Raw genomic sequence first — 18,421 nt, forward strand, 5'->3', positions numbered from 1 at the left:
TTCAAACTGAGCTATGCCTATTGATCGTTCTGGTAACAGGAGGAGTATTTATGTACATCGTATCTCGGCCAAAACCGCTGTCTGATGGCCAAAACCAAGCACTTACGAAGGAAGACGCCACTGTTTATCCACCGGGCTACCTCCGGTTTTTGCGGCGATTCGGCGAAGGGACTTACAGAGGGTGGTTGAATGTCCAGTTTCCGGATACGGAGGTGCTTAAACCTTTTGCCGCGTACGGGTTATGGGAGCATGACGAGGACAGCCCCATTACTGAGCAACAGATCGGCGAGTGTATCGTTATAGGTACAACGGTGGACGGTGATTTTCTGGCAGTGCATCCCCAGACGGCTGGGCTGCTCTGGCTACCTCGGCATGCGGAGCACGTAAAGGCGATTTCCCTGCAGTCACGGGAGCAGGAAGACGAAGGGATGTATGCCTTGGTGCTGGACGAAATATATCGTCAGGTGTATGGAATCAGTCAAGAGGAGGCCGTCTATTATGAACCGTGGACGGGCACTCGGAGCCATCTCTTTTTGCGTTTGCCACAAGGGCAGGACCAGCTTTCGCTGCCCGATCTTGCCGGAATGTGCCAAGCGGATTTTCCACCGGATTTGTCCATTGAGACCCGATATGCTTGCTTCCTGTTCTACCGGCAACTAGGTGGCTATGTACGATTGAATTATGCCTACCAGCAAGAGGTGGTCGTCTTCTATGAACAGGATGCGGGGCAGGCGTTTGCCGTTATGGAGCAGTGGCTCTTGTCGAAAGGGTGCGAAGCGATTTCAGAAAATAACAGATGATCTGGGTGCTCCTTAAGTGTGGGAGAGGGAGGTATGCATGAAACTAGTTTTTACTCTGGATACACATGGAACGTGTGTGGGTCAATTGAGAGATGAACTGCTGCCGTTAGAGGAATTAGCAAATACATGGAAGTTTCCCTATGATATCTTTTTTGTATTGCGTGTTTTACCTGAAAGTTATGGTCGAAAAACATCCAGACGTTTTGATAGCAGGGATCATACCCTCGAATTAGATATCAGCATAAGTTATGAGCAGTACCAACGGATGTCCAAGCATGAGCAACGTGAGGTATTAGGTATTCACCTTTGTAACTATCTGTCAGAGTCAGTTGCTAAATATAATAAGCATGCAGATAAGGAAACCCAAAATCAACTACTGGACCTGGTGAAAAAATGGATGCTTGAAAACAATTGGCTAAATGGAAAGATAAATCAAGCACGGAAACTTCTTTCGCAAGACATGGAACTTTATGAAGTCAGCCAAAAATTGCAAATGCCATTAGAAGAAATTGAGTATATCCTTCTCCGCATGAATGACTATGAGCCAACTGACGTTCATCCTGACAACATTGTAGTAGGAAAAGCGCCGCCATATCATTTGTAGAAGGCAGGAGAGACATCCAGAACTTACAATAAACCCATGTATAGGGAGAGAGGATCGAATTCATGTATGAGCGTTTGGCAGAAAAACTGAAAACGACTTCCGCTTTAAAATGGTTTCCTGGTCGTGGTGCGGAAGAGAGCTGGATAGCGGAAGCCGAAGAGGAATTAGGATTCCGCCTGCCGCCATCTTATCGCTGGTGGCTGGTTCATTACGGTAATGCCCGGTTGAGTGGCGGGAATATTCTAGCGATCGCTGCTCCGGAACACAGAGAGTATTACGACGGCGACCTTCTTTACATACACAGACTGAATAAAGCCGAGGAATGGTGGGTAGGCCGGTTTCCCCACAGACTGGACTTGTTCGTGCCGGATAGCGACGAGCTTTATTTTTTTGATACGTCTACTAGAGATAAACAGGGAGAATTTCCGATCATGTGTTATGATCTCATGAATGATTTGATCGACAAGTATGCTTCAACGTTTGCGGAGTTTCTAGAACGGCTGATTGACGAGCGTTCTTAAATAAGAATAAATGATGAGTAGGTTGGAAGCTACGCGCTGCGGCGAATTTTTCGGTGATAGACCCGTTAAGCTGAAGCGTAGGTTCTACAGATTATAGGAGGATTTACAAATACGTAAAAAGTGGAAAAGTAGGGTTTTGATCGATAATCCCGTTGTGCTGGACCGAGATCAGATCGAGCAGGATTTGTGCGGCGGTAACCAAGTGATTATTCAGTTCACTCACCCGGATTTTTATTACTCCTCCATCTTGGAGGAAGTGTATAAGCTTTAAATTTACATCTGGGCATATTCGAGCTGGAGAATTCAGACATCTTGGGAATTGAGACGCTGCGATCTCTAAGAGAATTGTGGGGGGCAAGGTAAAAAATCTGGATGCTATAGGCGATCTGGAGGACTTGAATTATCTCGCGCTGCTGCTGGATTTTGAGATCGGCCACGCCCGGGTGATCTTGGCTCAATTGGAGGCGAAATAAGGCTGGAGCAACTAGAAGACGGCCTGAGCTGATCGACTAACGGAAAGGAGGGCCATTGTCATGAAGCCGATGCAAGAAATAGAGACGCTGGCGATAGAGATCGCCGATGCGGCCAGAACGTCTTTTCGCGCTCTTTTTGAAAATGGCGAACGTTACTATTACTGTACGCTATATACTACTGGCGAGGGACATGCGCCAAGCATCTCCGCCTGGTCGTGGGAAGCTTTGGAGATGGAATCGGCCAGGCAAGGAGACGAAAGTGACACACCGGGATCGACGATTGCGGAACTCATCAAATGGTCCTACGCCGATTCGCCCTATTGTTGTTTCGGGGATGAGAACTTCGATCACGTTAAACAACGATTTATCGAGCGTCCTTTCATTACGGATCTTGAGAATGACGAAGGGTATCGCGAGTTTGATTTGAGGCTGAAGGCCATGGAGCTGGCGATGAAAATGCTCGATGATGAAGGCATGTTTGCCTTGAATCAACCGCGGGAGTCGGTATGCGTCCTTGTCGAAGTCATGCCGCCGGATGAGATCAATACCGAAATCGCCCTACGTTTGAATCGGGCGGAATCTCCGGCTATGCAAGTATGGTTGGCGGAAGCGGCGGAGTAAACGCATCCGCATTCAAGAAATTTAAGCATGTCACAAATAACAAGTACGGTGATGCAGACTTCTGTATCAGGGCAAATAGGAGGTTACGAATGCGTAAGAAATGGAAAAGAAAGATTCTGATCAATAATCCTGTTGCGCTAGACCGGGTACGGATCAAGCAGGACTTACGCGACGGTAACCAAGTGATTGTTCAGTTCTCTCACCCGGATTTTTATGCCTTCATTTTGGAGGAAGTGGATGAGCTTTGCGCGCGTCTGGATGAAAACTTCGGCGTACGTTTCTACGGGCATTATTCCCTCTCGTTCGATGGTCGTACGCTCCTAAGGATTCCCCATGTCAAAATGCTGCATCTCAATAGTCTCGTTACAGGCGCATAACACCGAAACATTGGCCACGCTGGAACACATGCACAGTTTGAATCTGGGCATACATGAGTTGGAGAATTCGGATATTTTGGGAATAGACTCGCTGCGCTCTTTAAGAGATTTAGCCTTTATCTCGGATAGAAAGCTTCTGAACCTGCAATATTTTAAAGAGTTCTCTCATCTGGAACAATTGCATGTTGGGGGCAAGGTGAAAAACCTAGATGCGATAGGCTATCTGGAAGGTTTGAATTACCTCTCGCTACATTCGATTAGTAAATTACCGTTACATTTTATAAACCGATTGAAGAAGTTGAAGCATCTTCGCATTTTGCTTGGAGGGCGAGAGCATATTCAGGAAATCGAAGAGAATCATATCGACGACTTGGAGATTTTTAGAATCCGGGGTTTTCATGACCTGAGCCATATTACGAAATTCCGAGCGTTGACGAGCCTTACGATTGAGGATCAAGCTCAACTGCGAGAAATCGGCTTTGATCGTGGGATGGAGGCGCTGGAGGAGATAACCATTTCAAATTGTAAAGGTTTGGCTCGTTTGTCGGGAATGGAGCGGTTGCCGTCGCTGCGCAAGCTCCGCGTTTTCAAAACGGCCATCGATTTTGATTCCTTCATCCGGCAAAAGCTTCCGAGTGCATTGTCCGAATTGGAATTCATAACCTCCAAAAGCAAAGTAGATCAAGAAATACAAGATTCCTTATTCAAGTTGGGTTTTCAACGATGGAGCATCTAAATCAAAGGTAGAAGAAAGGATGACGGAAGTGCCAAATGATAACCAAGTTCGCCCTTCTGATGCTGTTAGAGAAGACGGTTGCTATCCCATTGACCTGACGGGTCCTCACAGCCACACGCTTGTCATTCGGCCCGGTGTGGGCAGCCTATCTATCGGACCGTCTCACTTGGGGAAAAGGGCGGACCTTCACGTCGCGCCAGACGCGCGCATCGATTGGACCGTATTCGATGCCTTTGCCACGCCGGCGGGCTCACCCTGGCCGCGATTTCTGTACTATACAGGTAGTGACGCGGGCTTCTTGGATTGGGCGCAGAAACGTCCAATTGAAGAGATGACGTGGGCTCCGGTCCTGTCTGCAGATACGGTGGTGGACGCCAGCCAGTCCATTTTGTATGGCTTGCATATCCAGCTGAGCCAGACCGGAGGGCGCCTGAGCTTGAAGCTTCCGAAGGGACCTTTCCGCCTGAACGTGTCCGGCGATCTAGCACGCTTCCTGGCCACTGGCGATATGCCGTCTTCTCTGACACTAGCGCCTCGCACTAGCCGACGCAAGAATGATCCTCCTTGCACACTGCCCGACCTCGGTGAATTGCACAAGGTGACGAGTCTGACGCTGCATAATGCGCCGCTGGGACAGCCCATCTCGCTGGACTGCCTAGATCGGTTCCCAAACCTTGACTCACTGAGTTTGTGGGGTAACTTCTGCGATATGGACTTGTTGGCTCGTCATGCCCAGTTAACGAATCTGGAGCTGCGCTTCATGCCTGATTTGGAGGACTTGCCCTCCTTGGAGACGTGGCCGTTGCTTGACAGATTTATCGCCTACAATGTGGAAGAGACCGCGGGCAAGCGCCTAAGGCAGCAAATGAAAACACGCGCTAAAACCCGCCCCTGGACCGGTTATGCTTCAGTGAGCCAATTGCGAAAGCCTGAGTGGTGGAGGAGCGAATTTGGCCGCCCGTTTTCGTCCTGGCCTAAACGTCTGGCCAAGTTGGCTAACGAAGCTTACAACGTTGCACAGGCAACCTTGGCTCAGGCCCGTAGCCTTACCGATGCCGAGGCAGCCATTACCGCTTTCACCGTGCGTTTCAATGCCCTCAAAGGCATCGAAACCACCGAAAGAGAAGACCTTGGCGAAGCGGTATGGCAACTCAGCCAGTCCGATCACCTGATTGGCCAGCCTATAACGGAGGAGACGGCTCAACGCTGGTTCGATGCAGCACGCGAATACTGATTAAAAAGAACGGGCGGGCAGTGGGATCGGCAAATTACAAATGGGTAAAGGGGTGTTAATCGGTGATCACCGTTTATGAGAAACAGCGAAGTGGAGCTGTTGCGGACATGATCGAGCATCATGCATCGCTTGAAACGTGCCTGGAAATCATTCGGCGGATGGATGGATTCATACGCAGCCAGGTCACGATTCGGTACATGGAGAACATCATCACGATCGGCGGCGGCAGTCATGAGTTCATTGTTACCGTGGAGACCAACACTGCGATTCACAACCTTCTCGGCCCACTGGAGGAAGAAGACGAGTTTGTTGAGATTACAGTAGGTGGCCAAGCCTGTGAATTTCCCCAGAAGTACATCGTTAGCCTTGAGCTTATTGAATCTGCGCTCCTTCAATTATTGGAAGGCACAACAGCTGAACTAAACTGGGAAATTATTGATAAATAAGTACCTTGTCATGAGGCTATGGATCAATTTTCTTATAAACTGATACAGAATCCAATAAAAACAGACGAAGTTTATCCTGAAAACTGTATTGGCCGGGAAGGGGGTTACCTATGAAAGATGCGTTAATGGAGAGATTAAAGATTTTTCTTCATCGGGAAAATAATAGAACACTTGTAGGCATTCCGTCGAGCCAAGAGGAAATTGTTAAGGCGGAGCAACGGCTGAATGTTAACTTTCATGAGGACTACATACACTTTATCAAGACGTTTGGGGGAGCATATGCAGGTCTTGCGATACATGCATTCTCTAATGGCTCTAGTCTCGGAAATGAATCGGTTATCGATTTGACGCTGGGGTTTCGAGAGCAATTCAAGGGACTTCCCTTTGCAGAGGTCTTACGAACCAGTTATGTCATTTCCATGGATGGGTCCGGCGATCCGATTATCATTAATCAGGCAGGAAAGGTTTTCATCTGTTATCACGATACCGGGGAGATCAAGTTATTAGCGGATTCATTTGAGGAAATGATCGAGGAAAATTTTTGTGAATGGTAAGCTAAGCAGTTCCGATGAAATTTACCCGGAGAGGTATTTGATCGATCAGGAAACAGGGGGAGTATTCATGTACATCGTATCTCGGCAAAAGCCGCTGTCCGAGGGCCAAAACCAAGTGCTTGCGAAGGAAGACACCGCTATTTATCCACCAGGCTACCTTCGGTTTTTGCAGCAATTCGGTGAAGGGACTTACAGAGGGTGGATAAATGTCCAATTGCCTGATTCAGAGGTGCTAAAACCTTTTGCTGGGTACGGATTATGGGAGTGTGATGAAGACAGCCCCATTACTGAGCAACAGATCGGCGAGTGTATCGCTATAGGCACGACGGTGGACGGTGATTTTCTGGCGGTACATCCCCAGACGGCTGGGCTGCTCTGGCTGCCTCGGCACTCAGAGCACGTAAAGGCAATTTCGCTGCAGGCACTGGAGCAGGAAGACGAAGGGATGTACGCCTTGGTGCTGGACGAAATATACCTTCAGGTATATGGAATCAGCCCAAAGGACGCCGTCTATTATGAACCGTGGACGGGCACTCGGAGCCATCTCTTTTTGCGTTTACTACCAGGACAGGACCAGCTTTCGCTGCCCGAGCTGGCCGGAGTGTGCCAAGCGGATTTTCCACCGGATTTGTCCATTGAAACCCCATATGCTTGCTTCCTGTTTTACCGGCAACTGGGTGGCTATGTACGATTGAATTATGCTTACCAGCAAGAGGTGGCAGTTTTCTATGAACAGGATGCGCAACAGGCGTTTGCCGTTATTGAGCAATGGCTCTTGTCGAAAGGGTGCAAAACGATTTCATAACATAATAGATCTCATGTTACTATACTTTCGATAAGATTCTGAAGTAGGAGTGGCATTGGATGATCGTTCTGAAAATGGTGTCGGGTGACAAAAACATAGTAACAATAGAAGCCGCTAATTATGCGGCTTTTATTGTTATGATATCATTCCCGACTAATGACAAGAACTTTGTTACATACTCGATATGATCTCATCGGCAGCAGGCAAGTTAAAAAGATGCCATTGTTGTTAAACTAACGGGCAGAATAACGCAACGAACAGAAGTTGCCTGCGTCTAATAGCTGGTTGGAAAAATATGAAAGGAGTTGAATGAGAAAGATGACAGCATCATTTTCACATAAGCCCGAAGGATACGAATGTCCATTTTGTCGTGTTTCGGGTATCGAGCGACCTAATCAGGGAACAAAACAAAGGGATATCATCTATCAGAATGAAAAGGTAACGGCATTTATATCGAGCAAATGGTGGCCAAACAATAAAGGACATGTTCTTGTTGTTCCTAATCAACATTTCGAGAACATCTTTGAACTCCCTGCGGATTACGCTGTTGAAATTCACCGCGCGGCTCAGCTTACAGCATTTGCAATGAAAAGTACATATGGATGTGATGGGATTTCTACGCGGCAACATAATGAGCCTGCTGGCAATCAAGACGTGTGGCATTATCATCTCCATGTTTACCCTAGATATGTGAATGATCAACTTTATCTGACAAAGGGTTCTCAGTCCGATCCAGATGAACGCTCTTTCTATGCTGATAAGTTGCGTTCTTGGATAAAGGAAAACATTTAAGGTCTAGGAGGAGCGAATGATAACCCTAGTAGGAGATGAACCTGAGATTACGTGGCCCCTACTAGAGAAAAAATAAGGTTCTCTCATTAAGCTAACGGGACACGATAGTTCAATAACTATAAGGTGGCAGCCGGTTAGTGGGAACGGCTGCCTGCCTAAGAAACAAAGGAAGAAATCAAGTCTACTATAAAAATAACAGAAGTGATCTACCAATTGGTCTGGTGTGATAATGGGGGAATGATATCAAGTTCTTGTCATCCGCCGACGACATGAAAGCGTTAGACACACAGGTGTCGAGGGACAAAAACATGGTCCCATTGAAAGTCGCAAAATTGGCGGCTTTTTTTGTTTATCGGTACAAGTTCTTGTCCCTAGTCCAGGACAAGAACTTGTACCGATTGCCGAAATGGACATGAAAATGTTCCGATTACCGATTAGATGATCGTCTAATCAGGTAACAAAACAATCTTTTAAAAAGCTGCAATCGACTCGGCAGCTTTCCTTAAACTAACGGGCAGGATTGCCTAATCGAGCTTGCGGTAGAATCAAGCCGAATGTGGTGAGGCCGATCCAGCCGACTCCCGAGAGAAAAAACAGACGCTCGGTCAATCCGAAGTATAACGGAGCAGCATTCGAAGCAAAGATCGATACGATAGAAATCATGAGCAAGAGAAAGGATGCAGCCGTTAACACCGACAGCCAGACCATTATTACGAACTTAGTTTCCCTGTTTATTGTTTAAATCAAGTGAATTTTAAGTGGATCCGTAAGCAAGCAGAGGTTAATGGTCTATTTATAAGAGAATAGCATTACAATAAAACCATAGTGGGGGTCCACTTGGATTAATCGCGGCCAAAAGACTCCGACCCCGTTTCATCAATGAAGATGTTGGTACGATCCGGGAACGGCATGATTTATGGGTGAGGATACGTATTAAACGGGTACACCTATGTCGAGAATAACCCGGTATTCTGTTTTTTACGAGGTGAATGAAAAACATGGGAATCAGCAACAAATCGGCATGAGAGGCCCCCTTCGAAATCGAGAACGAAGGTGGCTTTTCTCATGTTATATGCGACGGTTGGGGGATTGAGTTGGAGAGGTAGCTGACCGATAAAATTTGCTTATAATCAAATTTTCTATTGATTTCTCACAAAGGGTTATGTTTAACTATAGAAGTGAAATTGTATTTCTACTTTTTTCCTGCGAAAGGAGATGTTTTTTAAATGACTGCTTATATGGTATTGGTGGTTTTAACTTAACCGAATATCGGGCATAGTAAATTCCAATCTTTGATTATAGCTTGGAATGAGAGAAAACGGGAATATCACCCGTGTTTTTTGCTATGCCGTAAACAGTAACCTTTCGTGAATACTGCTGTTAGCGGGATACGATGAAGGTCGTATCCCTTTTTGATTATAAGCCGACTTCTTGGCTTTTCGCCGCGAAACAGCAGCTTCTTAGGAGGCTGCTTGTTCGCGGTATTTTTATGCCCAAAAACAACTTTAATTTTTAGGAGAGGATAGGGTCAATGATTGATTTGAAACAATACGGCTGTATTGAAGGGCACGTTCTATCACACTGCGAGGGCTCGGGAGGATTTTCCGTGCGTTGGCGATTTTGTATTGTTGCAATACAACGAAAACGGCGCTTCTCGCATTGCAAAACTGCTGCCCCGCCGCTCGAAATTTTCCCGCGCTGACTTTTCGGGGCACGCAGTAGGATATGTCAAAACAATACTGGAGCAAGTCGTAGCAACGAATTTTGATTATGTATTTATCGTGTCGTCCCTAAACTGGGATTTCAAGGTCAACCGCATCATGCGCTACCTGACAAGACACGGCAGAGCGGCGGTCAGCCTATCGTGATCTTAACAAAAGCTGACTTGGCCCCAGATTTCAACGCACCGTTAGCTGATGTTCAGAAAGCCACTCCTGATGTGCCGGTACACGCAGTTTCCAGTCACACGGGGGTTGGGTTAGACGTGTTGAGTGAATATCTGGAACCCGGTAAAACCGTGGTATTCCTCGGTATGTCCGGCGTGGGAAAATCCTCGCTGCTAAACGCATTGATGAATCAGGAAGTGATGACTGTCAAGGCTATCCGCGAGGACGACAGCCGTGGCCGGCACACAACAACTCACCGCCAACTTTTGATGCTCCCTTCCGGCGCGATGGTTATTGATACGCCGGGTATGCGTGAACTTGGGCTGTTCGGTGCGGACGACGGTATCAGCGCGGGATTTAACGATGTGGAGGAATTATTCACGCAGTGCCGCTTCAATGATTGCCGCCATAAGACCGAACCTGGCTGTGCTGTTCTCGCCGCCCTTGCCGATGGCTCGGTGCAGCATGAGCATTGGGAGCGTTACCTCTCACAGAAGCGGGAAAACAAGTTTGGGGACGATAAGGCGGGTTATCTAACGGACAAACGAGCGAGGCATAAATCGCTTGCCATGCGGAGCAAGAATATGAAGAAAAACGGAGGTTTCAAGAAATGAAAACAGAAATTACTACTAATCGCTTGTTTTTAAGACAGCTTGACAACAGCGATTTACAGGACATATACAGGCAGTTTTCGGACTATGATAAGTGCAGATTTTTTAGTGATCCACCATGTACGATAGAAGAAGCGCAAGATATTTTCAACCATTATCAACATAAAAATGGCGACAAGGATACGCAAAAGAAGCTGTAAAACCATTGTTTAATGTATGTTTTGATGAATTTGGCGTTGAATGTATATATGCCTTAACTCACGTCGATAACATAGCCTCTGAAAAACTACTTATATCCATTGGGTTTTCACTTGATGGAGTATTACGCGGTTGGGTAAATTTGAACGGCGAACAACAGGTACAAAAATGTTTCACCTTGTTAAAAAACGATTGGAGGACTTCATAATGAGCGAAATAACAGCCGAAACTCTGACACAGGTCTTAAGCAAAATGCTCGGTACAAAAATAATCTGCACTGATTTCCAAACCAAACCATTACATGGCGGTACAGTGGGTGATGTACAGCTTGTAACGGGCAATGCCCAAACCACTGACAGCGGGATGTTACCCTATAAAATCGTTTTAAAAACGCAGAAAAAATTTGAGCGCTACAGCGATCCCGATTCCTGGCGTAGGGAATATGATTTTTATAAATCCAATTTCGGCGCTCTGTTTTCTGAATCATTCCGTTGGCCTGAATGTTATCACGTCGAAATGAACGAAGAAGAAAACGAAACGCAGATATGGATGGAATATATCGACGGCATATCGGGTTTAGACTTGACCGGCGATATGTATGAACGCGCAGCCGAGGAATTAGGACGGTTCCAAGGCAAGTTATATGCCGAACAGCCAGCTTTTTTACAGAGCTTGACCAACCTGAGCAAAGTGGATTATATGAAGAACTTCTATCTTCATTATCGGTCATGGAATAGAGTGTACGATTATATACGCTCCGACGATTGCGAAATCCCGAAACACATATGTAAAATGCTCATCGACATTGATGAAAACGCAGACGAAATATTCAACCGTATTGAAAAGCTACCCATCGTGCTGTGCCACAGGGATTTTTGGGTGGCAAACATATTCTATTCAGACGGTAAAACCATACTCATGGACTGGGATACCACGGGGTGGGGCTATTTAGGTGAAGATATGGCAAGTCTTATCGCGGACGAAGCCGATATTGAAAACATGGTTGAATACTACCATAGATGTATCCCGGCGTATTACAAGGGCTTTTCGGAATATGCGGATATTTCACACATAACGGATAACTGCGTTTATGAGTTGATTCTACTTATGTTCGGATACAGGCTTGTAGAGTGGTATATGGACGCAGGATCGGGAAACAAACTCCAAGAAACGGATGATGAAAGAACGCTGCACATCCATACCCTGCAAAAAATCTTTGAGATAAGGAATGAACAATGATTGATAAATTGTTTCACTTACTACAGAAACGCGCGCTTTAGCAGCATTTCAAAGGGTATGCTTGAATCCTGATTGGGACGCAGCCAGCCGTAAACACAGTTACATAAACCGCTCCGTGAAATGACTCTCCGGCGTCATCCCGGCAAATGGAAAAATCCTTGGCCTCGGCTGCCGGGCCGGGGCTTTACGCAAAAAGACTTTCGGGTATGTGGTATGACGTAACCGGTGTTGATTTTTCAAAGAGAGTTATTACATTTCTGAGGCGTTGGGTTCACTTGATGGACGTGCAGATGTAACCAGTGAGGAAATGGCCCAGTTATGGCCCTGCGAAGCTGTCTGTGAGGTAATGGAAGAAATGACGTCAACGGAAGTCGGGAAGGGATTTTATATCGAGGTAGTTTATTCTCGTGCTGTACACTGGCGGGGCGAGGGTGGACAACAGGAGCGGGAACTTGCTGCAAAATATCACACCTTGGCTTATTGTCGGGGGACAATAACATGGTCCCATTGAAAATCGCTATTTAGCGGCTTTATTGTTTTAAAGGTACAAGTTCTTGTCCCGAGTCGAGGACAAGAACTTGTACCTTTTGCCGATTAGATAAATATCTAATACTTAAGTCCCCAAAAACCTAGAAGATTCGAGGCTTTTTTGTAATTCAAACTTGTACATATGAATTGTTCATTCTCTGATCAAGAGCGGCTGCTTGACTTCGAAGAGAATGGGGGGATATTCGCTGGAATTCTCGATGTCACCTTCACAAACTTTGTTTGATTTTGATAGACATTTATTGAACAAACCATACTGCATTACTTTTTTTATCACTGGAACTCTATTGAGTTCGACATAATTACTTCAAAAAATTCTTCAAGATTATTTGCTGCTTTTTCAACTTCTTCAAATTCAGGTTCATATCCACGTACAATAGCACCTATTTCATTTGTTAAATCAATCGCATAGAAGGAATATCCACCATCAACTGACATAACTATTGGCAGGTAATTATCCCACCACGCAGTTATTTCTGATTTCCATATATCATCATCCATTGCTGCTTCTAAGCCGAGCAATTCAAATTCATTCCATTTAAACGCAATATCTGAGCTATTATTGTATTCATCCTCACAAAGAAACCAAGTCTTCTCATTAGGTGTGATGCATTGTTTTACAACACTTAAAAAACCTAAGTATTCATTAGGAATTTCTTTATATCTAGATATAAAGCTACCACCTAAATTTAAATTAAAATCCAGATTTTTGGTTATAGCCCAACCGTTTTCTTCAGCCCAAATAATAAATTCATTAGTTTTGTTATTCATAGTCCACCTTCTCCCACATTATTCACTCCAATTTCTTATAGGCTATGATTATTATTCTAGTTGGACTTTTCCATATCCTTTTTGAACTAAACTGCCCGTTTTCTGAACAAGCAAAAAGACCACCGCAGCGATCTCATCTTTAACTATTGCACCCGTTAGTGTAAATACACTAAGAAAATACTAAATTGAAGAGCTATTGATACACCAAACTTCAAAAGTCTTATTTACAGACTTAGTAAACTACAACACCAGCAAGGGAGATCTATTCTAGTATCAAGGACAGACAGCCAACGCTGAATAAAGATGAATTAGAGCCTATAAGGGCAAAAGCGCGAACAGTGATGGGAAAACTAAATGACTCTATTTGATGAGTGGGCAGCTGACCAAGACCCAGAATACCGTCAATTCTTCTACGAACATTTGCTACCAGAATTGAGTGCGAGTGCGAAAGGGAAGATCGTAATTGCGATTACACACGACGACTCGTACTTCCAAGTAGCGGATAACTGATCAATTTAGAGTTGGGTAAATCATTTCTACGAATCCATCAGGCAGTGGTTGCCCTTTATGAATTTAAATATAGGGAGAAGCCACGTTATCATCATGCATTCTCCAAGAGTTTCTTTCCCAAGGGGGAAGTGTATAGATATGAGATATTCAATTTCTAGAGCTACAACTTTCGGCTGGGCGGATGTACCCGAATACAATGTACCTTCAGAAATGCTTAATAAACGAATTGCTATTGAGTCATTAAACCAAGACGGTGAAGTTGTATCTGAGACAATATTATCCAATGAAGATATAAAAAGAGTTATGACCTTAATGTTAGCTGCTTATGGGACGGGTTATTTGTTGAAAGAAATCTGTCCTTATCTATTTAATGACGAAGAAATAAATATTGCTTCTGATTGTCTGGAAGTTATGAAGGTTACGGAACTGGCAGGGCTTAGCTGCTCGTGATGCTTTTTAAGGCCAGATCCGTATGTTCAACGTCCATTAGAAGCCCTCTCGTTTTTTCGGAAAAAATGAACTGCGCCTTATAAGCGGACAAGGAGGGGAAGGGCACTCTTCCATTGACTAATCGAGGCACGGACAGAACTTCTCCTTACTTCTCAACACGCCAATCTACCTTTTTCAAGATCAATACGATGGAAATCAGCGAGAAAAGCAAGAGTACAAGCGTGTTCCAAGCGACAGACCCGGACCAGCCCGAAATCAGCACCTCCCGCATGGCCTCGGCGGCGTAAGTGGTTGGGAAGATATAAGAGAACCACTGCAGGATCGCAGGCAATTGATCCATATCCACCATGACTGGCGTCAAAAACGAAATGAACATCATCAACGCCTGAACCAGCATATTCGTCAATTGATGGCTAGGCGACCAGAAGCCGATCAGTACACCCGCGCCAACCACGCTAAAGACGGTGAGCAGCAATACAGGGACAAGTCCCCAGCTGTAGTGGAATTGAATGCCGTAAGCAAGTTGACCAATCATCGCCAGGATAATAAAAGACGGTACGCTCATGATCAAGCCGCGCAGCAGATTGGCGAAGATGAAGTTTACCTTGGCAATCGGCAGGGACGAATAGTACGTGAAGTGGCCTTGATGCTTCTGCCAAGATATCTCCTGAGCCATGGAATTGAGTCCCATGACGATTAAGCCGAAGAGCATATTCCCTGTAATAATACGTGTCATGACAGCCGGCGTTGGGTCGACCGTAAAGAATTTGAGAAACATCAGCGTTGTTAACGGAAACATGCATGCCATGATGAAAATCCAAACCCATGCCTCGCGGATAATCGTGAATTGAATGCGGGCCAAAATCAGCCATTCCATAATTCTACGTTGGATTATGCTCTGCTGCTCGCGCCCTTGGATAAAGACCGCTTCTTGCAGTTGCAAGTCTTGGCTTTGCATTGAAGATTTCATCTTTTCCATGTTTAGACCACCTCCGCATTGGCAGGCTTATCCTGTTCGTCGTCGATATGAAAATAGACATCTTCAAGATTCGGCGGGACCAACGAATATTCTTCAATCGGTAAATGCTGCTGGGTCAGGCAGTCAATCGCGTAGCTGGCGTTCTGCTTCTCGATCAGTGCCCGGATTCGGTTTTCTCCCACTTTGGTCCACTGTCCCAGCGCGCTTAAGCTTCGGCAAACATGATCGCTTTCGCCTAGGGAGGTCGTAATTTCCAGCTTCATCCTCTGATCGACCCTTTGTTTTAAGACACTGACATGATCGATGGCCAATAGCTTGCCGTGATTTACAACAGCTACTCTGTCCACGACCTGTTCGGCCTCCAGCACGTTGTGTGTCACCAAGATTATGGTTACTCCTTGCCGATTGCGTTCTTGAATCAGATCCCATACGAGCCTTCTCTTTTTAGGGTCCAGTTCATTGGTCGGTTCATCCAGGATCATGACGGGGGAAAAACCGATCAAGCAAGTACCAATCCCAATTAAACGTTTCTGTCCACCGGAAACGTTTTTCAGCAGCTTATGACGGAGGTCCTGCATTCCAAAGCGTTCCAATAATTCCTCTGTTTGCTTTACGGCGGCCCCCTTCGTCAACCCCCGCAATCTTCCTGTAAAATACAAAGCTTCCCAGGTTTTTAAACTGGTCAGGGCGTGAGGCTCTTGTGAGTAGTAGGCCACCTCCTGGGCAACTCGCTTTGTTTGTGTCTGTACGCTGGTTCCTTTATAGCGTACCGTGCCTGAGGTGGGAGCAAGGTGGCCTACCATCTGCTTGATTAGCGTGGATTTGCCTGCTCCATTCGGACCGAGCAAACCGAGAATTTCCCCTTGTTGAACGTCGAAGCTAATGTTTTGATTGGCGACAACCTTTCCTTTTTTGTACGTTTTATTCACATGCTCTAATTGATAGATCAGCTTCATCATTCTTGCCCCTTTCAGTTCGAACTATGTTTTTGCCGCTGCGTGTCTAAATCCAGAGAGAGTATGTATTCTTTGACTGATAAATTCTTTTGTTGGAGGATGCCTAAGTATACTTAACGGTATATCAACAGGCATTAATATAAAGATAACTTATTGCTCTGACTAGGAGTGAGGGACGGCAGAATGGTTTTCGTCTCCGTCTCAGGACGCAGACAGCATGCGGAGCTCCTGAATCCACTGTCTCTGGGGAGTATAGATGATTAACGGAAAAAGATACAGTTCGGATCATACCCTTACGGAGATACAATCGCGGACAGCTTACGAGAAGAATGAAAAAGAAGAAACATTCGGTTCTGCATTGTCAGCGGAAACCATCGGACATGAACCCGATTTTATTGCGGCCATAGGAACAAATGACGTAGAAGGGTACGTCAGATCCAGCGACTTTGACACTGGCGTAACGTCTTCGGTCTATGCTCTATCGCGAGTGAATGAGCCGATCCAAGTTTTGAATGCGTTGTAGCATGAAAAATCCCCTCTCATCGTATTTTCCCGACCTATGTATTGTTGATATCTATTCTATGGTCAAAATATATACTGATACATGCTGTTATAATTTTCAATAGAAACTAACAAAAAAGTATCCCAACATTATAATTGTAATATATATCCTATAGTGGCACAGACCGGGAAGACGGTATGCAATTTCAACCAATGTATTATGATGGGGAATTATTTCTACCGAAGATCGAATTAATTATGACATTATAACGGACTTGAAGCGAAAACAGATTTTAATGAATCAATTAGTGGATCATTCCCAATATTATTTATTTCGAGCTCAACAAGGCGAGTATATGCGTTTAACAGTAGAAGAGCTAATCACTTTTCTAATCAAAGTAACGGAGAGGAATGAGCATGTCGCTCTATTAATGGATTATTTTGCTTTAAAAGAAGAACGGAAGGTAAAAATTAGGGTACTAAGCTCATCGAAAAGGATGTATGTGACATTGCTGCGTGCCTTTTTAACGCATCAGCCTACACTTGTATTGGAGGAACCCTATTTTTACTTGGAAGAAGACGATCGTCGTTATTTTAAACGGATTTTAGATGACCTTTCGAAAGAAAAGTAGATTTTAATGCTAACATTTGAACCGTTACGACCGCAAAAAAGCGCTCCACTATTGCCATCAATCCATTCGTTACAAAGTTACGATTTTTAATATGTTTTTGTTTGTTAAGCTGCTGTTTTCAAGCAAGATCGGTAATGCTTTTTTGCAAAGAGCTCTCAATCTCTGGTAGGGCTGATCAAAAAAGAAAAAAGGAATTTTCCCCTCTATTGTAAGATTATCTCCCTATCGCAAGTGAAAGTTTAGCACTACTATAAGGGTAGGTTTCAAGAAATTTCCTATACATTTTGCGCTGCAACACTTTAATTCATTACCGCTACACCTCATTACGGGACGATTTTCCCCCTTTGCAGCACTGAACTGCCTGTATGATGAGCTGCTGTGATGTACAAGCCACGTTTTTTGTTTCTACTGTCGGAATTTTCAATCAACTGGAACCCGCACAATAGCATAGACCTATCTAATTAGCATGACCTCGTCCAATAGCATGAGCTTGCCCAATCAGCAAGATTCCACACACAAAAAGCATGAACTTGCCAGTCAACATAACCTCTCACAATCGCTTGAAATTACCCATTCAGCATGATCCCACACATAAGCATGAACTTGCTTATTCCACACGAACCGCCACATTAACACGAATTTGCCTCAGAATCTCTTTTTTGAACGGCTTGATTGCTCCAGCTTGTTCTTTTTCGTTAAGACAGAGAAACAATGTAGGTTTGTTTGCACTCTGAATGTTCCTTAAAAAGAATATTTGGGAAATAACGTTCGTTATAAGAAGAGGAGAGTGTATTCATGTTTAGAGAGATGCATAAGTCCAAAATTCACCATGCTGTCGTGACAGAGGCCAATTTGAATTACGTAGGAAGCATAACCATCGATCAGGATATTTTGGATGCATCGAACATTCTGGAGAACGAAAAAGTGCAAGTTGTCAATATAAATAACGGAGCCAGGCTGGAGACGTATGTCATAACCGGCCCAAGAGGCTCGGGTATGGTTTGCTTGAACGGCGCCGCTGCCAGACTGGTGCAGCCGGGCGACCGCGTCATTATTATTTCTTACGCAATGATGGAGGAATCGGTAGCCCGTACGTATCGTCCGCATGTCGTCATTATGGACGAGCATAATCGCATCGTAACGGAGGATTATCAAGAACTGCATTCCACAACGCTGTGA

Annotated in this window: 28 protein-coding genes; 24 read left to right on the plus strand and 4 right to left on the minus strand. The window is 45.0% G+C overall.

The genetic code is table 11. From position 1 onward, the window contains the following. Window positions 1-50: 50 nt before the first annotated feature. The 13 genes from B9N86_RS14940 (at window position 51) to B9N86_RS14990 (ending at window position 7,963) form a co-directional block, all read left to right on the plus strand. Window positions 51-800 (plus strand): hypothetical protein, encoded by a 750-nt coding sequence (locus tag B9N86_RS14940; protein WP_208919970.1) that lies wholly within the window; start codon window positions 51-53, stop codon window positions 798-800. A gap of 37 nt (window positions 801-837) precedes the next feature. Next, window positions 838-1,404, plus strand: coding sequence for a hypothetical protein (locus B9N86_RS14945; RefSeq protein WP_208919971.1), 567 nt, complete (start codon window positions 838-840; stop codon window positions 1,402-1,404). A 62-nt stretch (window positions 1,405-1,466) separates the two neighbouring features. Further along, the gene (locus tag B9N86_RS14950; RefSeq protein ID WP_208919972.1) at window positions 1,467-1,925 is read left to right on the plus strand and encodes an SMI1/KNR4 family protein; all 459 of its coding nucleotides are present in this window, start codon (window positions 1,467-1,469) and stop codon (window positions 1,923-1,925) included. Between the two features lie 136 nt (window positions 1,926-2,061). Continuing rightward, window positions 2,062-2,196, plus strand: coding sequence for a hypothetical protein (locus tag B9N86_RS30650; RefSeq protein ID WP_280174987.1), 135 nt, complete (start codon window positions 2,062-2,064; stop codon window positions 2,194-2,196). Between the two features lie 76 nt (window positions 2,197-2,272). Then, window positions 2,273-2,398 carry a hypothetical protein gene (locus B9N86_RS30655; RefSeq protein WP_280174988.1) on the plus strand — a complete coding sequence of 42 codons (126 nt, stop codon included), beginning with the start codon at window positions 2,273-2,275 and terminating at the stop codon, window positions 2,396-2,398. Window positions 2,399-2,458: 60 nt separating this feature from the next. Then, window positions 2,459-3,019: a DUF4303 domain-containing protein gene (locus B9N86_RS14960; RefSeq protein WP_208919973.1), complete on the plus strand. Its 561-nt coding sequence runs from the start codon at window positions 2,459-2,461 to the stop codon at window positions 3,017-3,019. Window positions 3,020-3,108: 89 nt separating this feature from the next. Further along, window positions 3,109-3,396, plus strand: a complete 288-nt coding sequence (locus B9N86_RS30345) for a hypothetical protein (protein ID WP_244563101.1) — start codon at window positions 3,109-3,111, stop codon at window positions 3,394-3,396. Between the two features lie 28 nt (window positions 3,397-3,424). Then, window positions 3,425-4,132 carry a hypothetical protein gene (locus B9N86_RS14965; RefSeq protein ID WP_244563102.1) on the plus strand — a complete coding sequence of 236 codons (708 nt, stop codon included), beginning with the start codon at window positions 3,425-3,427 and terminating at the stop codon, window positions 4,130-4,132. A 19-nt stretch (window positions 4,133-4,151) separates the two neighbouring features. Next, window positions 4,152-5,366 carry a hypothetical protein gene (locus B9N86_RS14970; protein WP_425298588.1) on the plus strand — a complete coding sequence of 405 codons (1,215 nt, stop codon included), beginning with the start codon at window positions 4,152-4,154 and terminating at the stop codon, window positions 5,364-5,366. A 62-nt stretch (window positions 5,367-5,428) separates the two neighbouring features. Next, window positions 5,429-5,812 (plus strand): hypothetical protein, encoded by a 384-nt coding sequence (locus tag B9N86_RS14975; RefSeq protein ID WP_208919974.1) that lies wholly within the window; start codon window positions 5,429-5,431, stop codon window positions 5,810-5,812. 110 nt (window positions 5,813-5,922) lie between these two features. After that, window positions 5,923-6,366, plus strand: a complete 444-nt coding sequence (locus B9N86_RS14980) for an SMI1/KNR4 family protein (RefSeq protein ID WP_208919975.1) — start codon at window positions 5,923-5,925, stop codon at window positions 6,364-6,366. After that, window positions 6,356-7,171: a hypothetical protein gene (locus B9N86_RS14985; protein WP_342193872.1), complete on the plus strand. Its 816-nt coding sequence runs from the start codon at window positions 6,356-6,358 to the stop codon at window positions 7,169-7,171. Before B9N86_RS14980 ends, B9N86_RS14985 begins: the two co-directional genes overlap by 11 nt. A 318-nt stretch (window positions 7,172-7,489) precedes the next feature. Beyond that, a complete protein-coding gene (locus tag B9N86_RS14990) occupies window positions 7,490-7,963 on the plus strand; it encodes an HIT family protein (protein WP_208919977.1) in 474 nt (157 codons plus the stop codon). Window positions 7,964-8,470: 507 nt separating this feature from the next. Here the strand turns inward: B9N86_RS14990 and B9N86_RS30015 are convergent. Beyond that, window positions 8,471-8,671, minus strand: a complete 201-nt coding sequence (locus B9N86_RS30015) for a hypothetical protein (RefSeq protein WP_210190688.1) — start codon at window positions 8,669-8,671, stop codon at window positions 8,471-8,473. 920 nt (window positions 8,672-9,591) lie between these two features. On the opposite strand from B9N86_RS30015, the gene B9N86_RS30350 reads away from it, so the two are divergent. The 6 genes from B9N86_RS30350 (at window position 9,592) to B9N86_RS30020 (ending at window position 12,408) form a co-directional block, all read left to right on the plus strand. After that, a complete protein-coding gene (locus tag B9N86_RS30350) occupies window positions 9,592-9,831 on the plus strand; it encodes a hypothetical protein (protein ID WP_244563103.1) in 240 nt (79 codons plus the stop codon). Beyond that, window positions 9,828-10,463: a ribosome small subunit-dependent GTPase A gene (gene rsgA / locus B9N86_RS15000; protein WP_244563104.1), complete on the plus strand. Its 636-nt coding sequence runs from the start codon at window positions 9,828-9,830 to the stop codon at window positions 10,461-10,463. The genes B9N86_RS30350 and rsgA overlap by 4 nt, the downstream gene beginning before the upstream one ends. After that, complete coding sequence (locus B9N86_RS15005; RefSeq protein WP_208919979.1) at window positions 10,460-10,660, plus strand: GNAT family N-acetyltransferase; 201 nt, start codon at window positions 10,460-10,462, stop codon at window positions 10,658-10,660. The genes rsgA and B9N86_RS15005 overlap by 4 nt, the downstream gene beginning before the upstream one ends. Before the next feature lie 5 nt (window positions 10,661-10,665). Continuing rightward, the gene (locus B9N86_RS30980; protein WP_208919980.1) at window positions 10,666-10,866 is read left to right on the plus strand and encodes a GNAT family N-acetyltransferase; all 201 of its coding nucleotides are present in this window, start codon (window positions 10,666-10,668) and stop codon (window positions 10,864-10,866) included. Then, window positions 10,866-11,897 carry an aminoglycoside phosphotransferase family protein gene (locus B9N86_RS15015; protein ID WP_208919981.1) on the plus strand — a complete coding sequence of 344 codons (1,032 nt, stop codon included), beginning with the start codon at window positions 10,866-10,868 and terminating at the stop codon, window positions 11,895-11,897. Before B9N86_RS30980 ends, B9N86_RS15015 begins: the two co-directional genes overlap by 1 nt. 265 nt (window positions 11,898-12,162) lie before the next feature. Beyond that, entirely contained in the window at window positions 12,163-12,408 is a 246-nt protein-coding gene (locus tag B9N86_RS30020; RefSeq protein WP_210190689.1) for a hypothetical protein, read from the plus strand. Window positions 12,409-12,716: 308 nt separating this feature from the next. Here B9N86_RS30020 and B9N86_RS15020 read toward each other — a convergent pair whose 3' ends face one another. Next, on the minus strand, window positions 12,717-13,214 hold the full coding sequence (locus B9N86_RS15020; protein WP_208919982.1) for an SMI1/KNR4 family protein: 498 nt from the start codon (window positions 13,212-13,214) through the stop codon (window positions 12,717-12,719). Between the two features lie 354 nt (window positions 13,215-13,568). Here B9N86_RS15020 and B9N86_RS15025 point away from each other — a divergent pair, with 354 nt between their 5' ends. Together B9N86_RS15025 and B9N86_RS15030 are read left to right on the plus strand one after the other, a co-directional pair. Continuing rightward, entirely contained in the window at window positions 13,569-13,724 is a 156-nt protein-coding gene (locus B9N86_RS15025) for a hypothetical protein (protein WP_208919983.1), read from the plus strand. 138 nt (window positions 13,725-13,862) lie between these two features. Next, on the plus strand, window positions 13,863-14,174 hold the full coding sequence (locus tag B9N86_RS15030; protein ID WP_208919984.1) for a hypothetical protein: 312 nt from the start codon (window positions 13,863-13,865) through the stop codon (window positions 14,172-14,174). Window positions 14,175-14,319: 145 nt separating this feature from the next. Here B9N86_RS15030 and B9N86_RS15035 read toward each other — a convergent pair whose 3' ends face one another. Both B9N86_RS15035 and B9N86_RS15040 read right to left on the minus strand, forming a co-directional pair. Beyond that, complete coding sequence (locus B9N86_RS15035) at window positions 14,320-15,153, minus strand: ABC transporter permease (RefSeq protein ID WP_208919985.1); 834 nt, start codon at window positions 15,151-15,153, stop codon at window positions 14,320-14,322. 2 nt (window positions 15,154-15,155) lie between these two features. Further along, entirely contained in the window at window positions 15,156-16,112 is a 957-nt protein-coding gene (locus tag B9N86_RS15040; RefSeq protein WP_208919986.1) for an ABC transporter ATP-binding protein, read from the minus strand. 253 nt (window positions 16,113-16,365) lie between these two features. On the opposite strand from B9N86_RS15040, the gene B9N86_RS15045 reads away from it, so the two are divergent. From B9N86_RS15045 to panD, 3 genes are all read left to right on the plus strand, one after another. Next, a complete protein-coding gene (locus tag B9N86_RS15045) occupies window positions 16,366-16,632 on the plus strand; it encodes a hypothetical protein (protein WP_208919987.1) in 267 nt (88 codons plus the stop codon). Between the two features lie 274 nt (window positions 16,633-16,906). Then, window positions 16,907-17,242: a hypothetical protein gene (locus tag B9N86_RS15050; RefSeq protein ID WP_244563105.1), complete on the plus strand. Its 336-nt coding sequence runs from the start codon at window positions 16,907-16,909 to the stop codon at window positions 17,240-17,242. A gap of 795 nt (window positions 17,243-18,037) precedes the next feature. Then, on the plus strand, window positions 18,038-18,421 hold the full coding sequence (gene panD, locus B9N86_RS15055) for an aspartate 1-decarboxylase (RefSeq protein WP_208919988.1): 384 nt from the start codon (window positions 18,038-18,040) through the stop codon (window positions 18,419-18,421).

This window comes from Paenibacillus uliginis N3/975, from assembly GCF_900177425.1.
Lineage (GTDB): Bacteria > Bacillota > Bacilli > Paenibacillales > Paenibacillaceae > Paenibacillus_AQ > Paenibacillus_AQ uliginis.

What these genes read in the sequence shown, in the direction of transcription:
- B9N86_RS14940 (WP_208919970.1), top strand. Translation starts at nt 51, where the DNA reads ATGTACATCGTATCTCGGCCAAAACCGCTGTCTGATGGCCAAAACCAA.
- B9N86_RS14945 (WP_208919971.1), top strand. Translation starts at nt 838, where the DNA reads ATGAAACTAGTTTTTACTCTGGATACACATGGAACGTGTGTGGGTCAA.
- B9N86_RS14950 (WP_208919972.1), top strand. Translation starts at nt 1,467, where the DNA reads ATGTATGAGCGTTTGGCAGAAAAACTGAAAACGACTTCCGCTTTAAAA.
- B9N86_RS14960 (WP_208919973.1), top strand. Translation starts at nt 2,459, where the DNA reads ATGAAGCCGATGCAAGAAATAGAGACGCTGGCGATAGAGATCGCCGAT.
- B9N86_RS30345 (WP_244563101.1), top strand. Translation starts at nt 3,109, where the DNA reads ATGCGTAAGAAATGGAAAAGAAAGATTCTGATCAATAATCCTGTTGCG.
- B9N86_RS14965 (WP_244563102.1), top strand. Translation starts at nt 3,425, where the DNA reads ATGCACAGTTTGAATCTGGGCATACATGAGTTGGAGAATTCGGATATT.
- B9N86_RS14970 (WP_425298588.1), top strand. Translation starts at nt 4,152, where the DNA reads ATGACGGAAGTGCCAAATGATAACCAAGTTCGCCCTTCTGATGCTGTT.
- B9N86_RS14980 (WP_208919975.1), top strand. Translation starts at nt 5,923, where the DNA reads ATGAAAGATGCGTTAATGGAGAGATTAAAGATTTTTCTTCATCGGGAA.
- B9N86_RS14990 (WP_208919977.1), top strand. Translation starts at nt 7,490, where the DNA reads ATGACAGCATCATTTTCACATAAGCCCGAAGGATACGAATGTCCATTT.
- B9N86_RS30015 (WP_210190688.1), bottom strand. Translation starts at nt 8,671, where the DNA reads ATGGTCTGGCTGTCGGTGTTAACGGCTGCATCCTTTCTCTTGCTCATG.
- B9N86_RS15005 (WP_208919979.1), top strand. Translation starts at nt 10,460, where the DNA reads ATGAAAACAGAAATTACTACTAATCGCTTGTTTTTAAGACAGCTTGAC.
- B9N86_RS15015 (WP_208919981.1), top strand. Translation starts at nt 10,866, where the DNA reads ATGAGCGAAATAACAGCCGAAACTCTGACACAGGTCTTAAGCAAAATG.
- B9N86_RS15020 (WP_208919982.1), bottom strand. Translation starts at nt 13,214, where the DNA reads ATGAATAACAAAACTAATGAATTTATTATTTGGGCTGAAGAAAACGGT.
- B9N86_RS15025 (WP_208919983.1), top strand. Translation starts at nt 13,569, where the DNA reads ATGACTCTATTTGATGAGTGGGCAGCTGACCAAGACCCAGAATACCGT.
- B9N86_RS15030 (WP_208919984.1), top strand. Translation starts at nt 13,863, where the DNA reads ATGAGATATTCAATTTCTAGAGCTACAACTTTCGGCTGGGCGGATGTA.
- B9N86_RS15035 (WP_208919985.1), bottom strand. Translation starts at nt 15,153, where the DNA reads ATGGAAAAGATGAAATCTTCAATGCAAAGCCAAGACTTGCAACTGCAA.
- B9N86_RS15040 (WP_208919986.1), bottom strand. Translation starts at nt 16,112, where the DNA reads ATGATGAAGCTGATCTATCAATTAGAGCATGTGAATAAAACGTACAAA.
- B9N86_RS15045 (WP_208919987.1), top strand. Translation starts at nt 16,366, where the DNA reads ATGATTAACGGAAAAAGATACAGTTCGGATCATACCCTTACGGAGATA.
- B9N86_RS15050 (WP_244563105.1), top strand. Translation starts at nt 16,907, where the DNA reads ATGAATCAATTAGTGGATCATTCCCAATATTATTTATTTCGAGCTCAA.
- panD (WP_208919988.1), top strand. Translation starts at nt 18,038, where the DNA reads ATGTTTAGAGAGATGCATAAGTCCAAAATTCACCATGCTGTCGTGACA.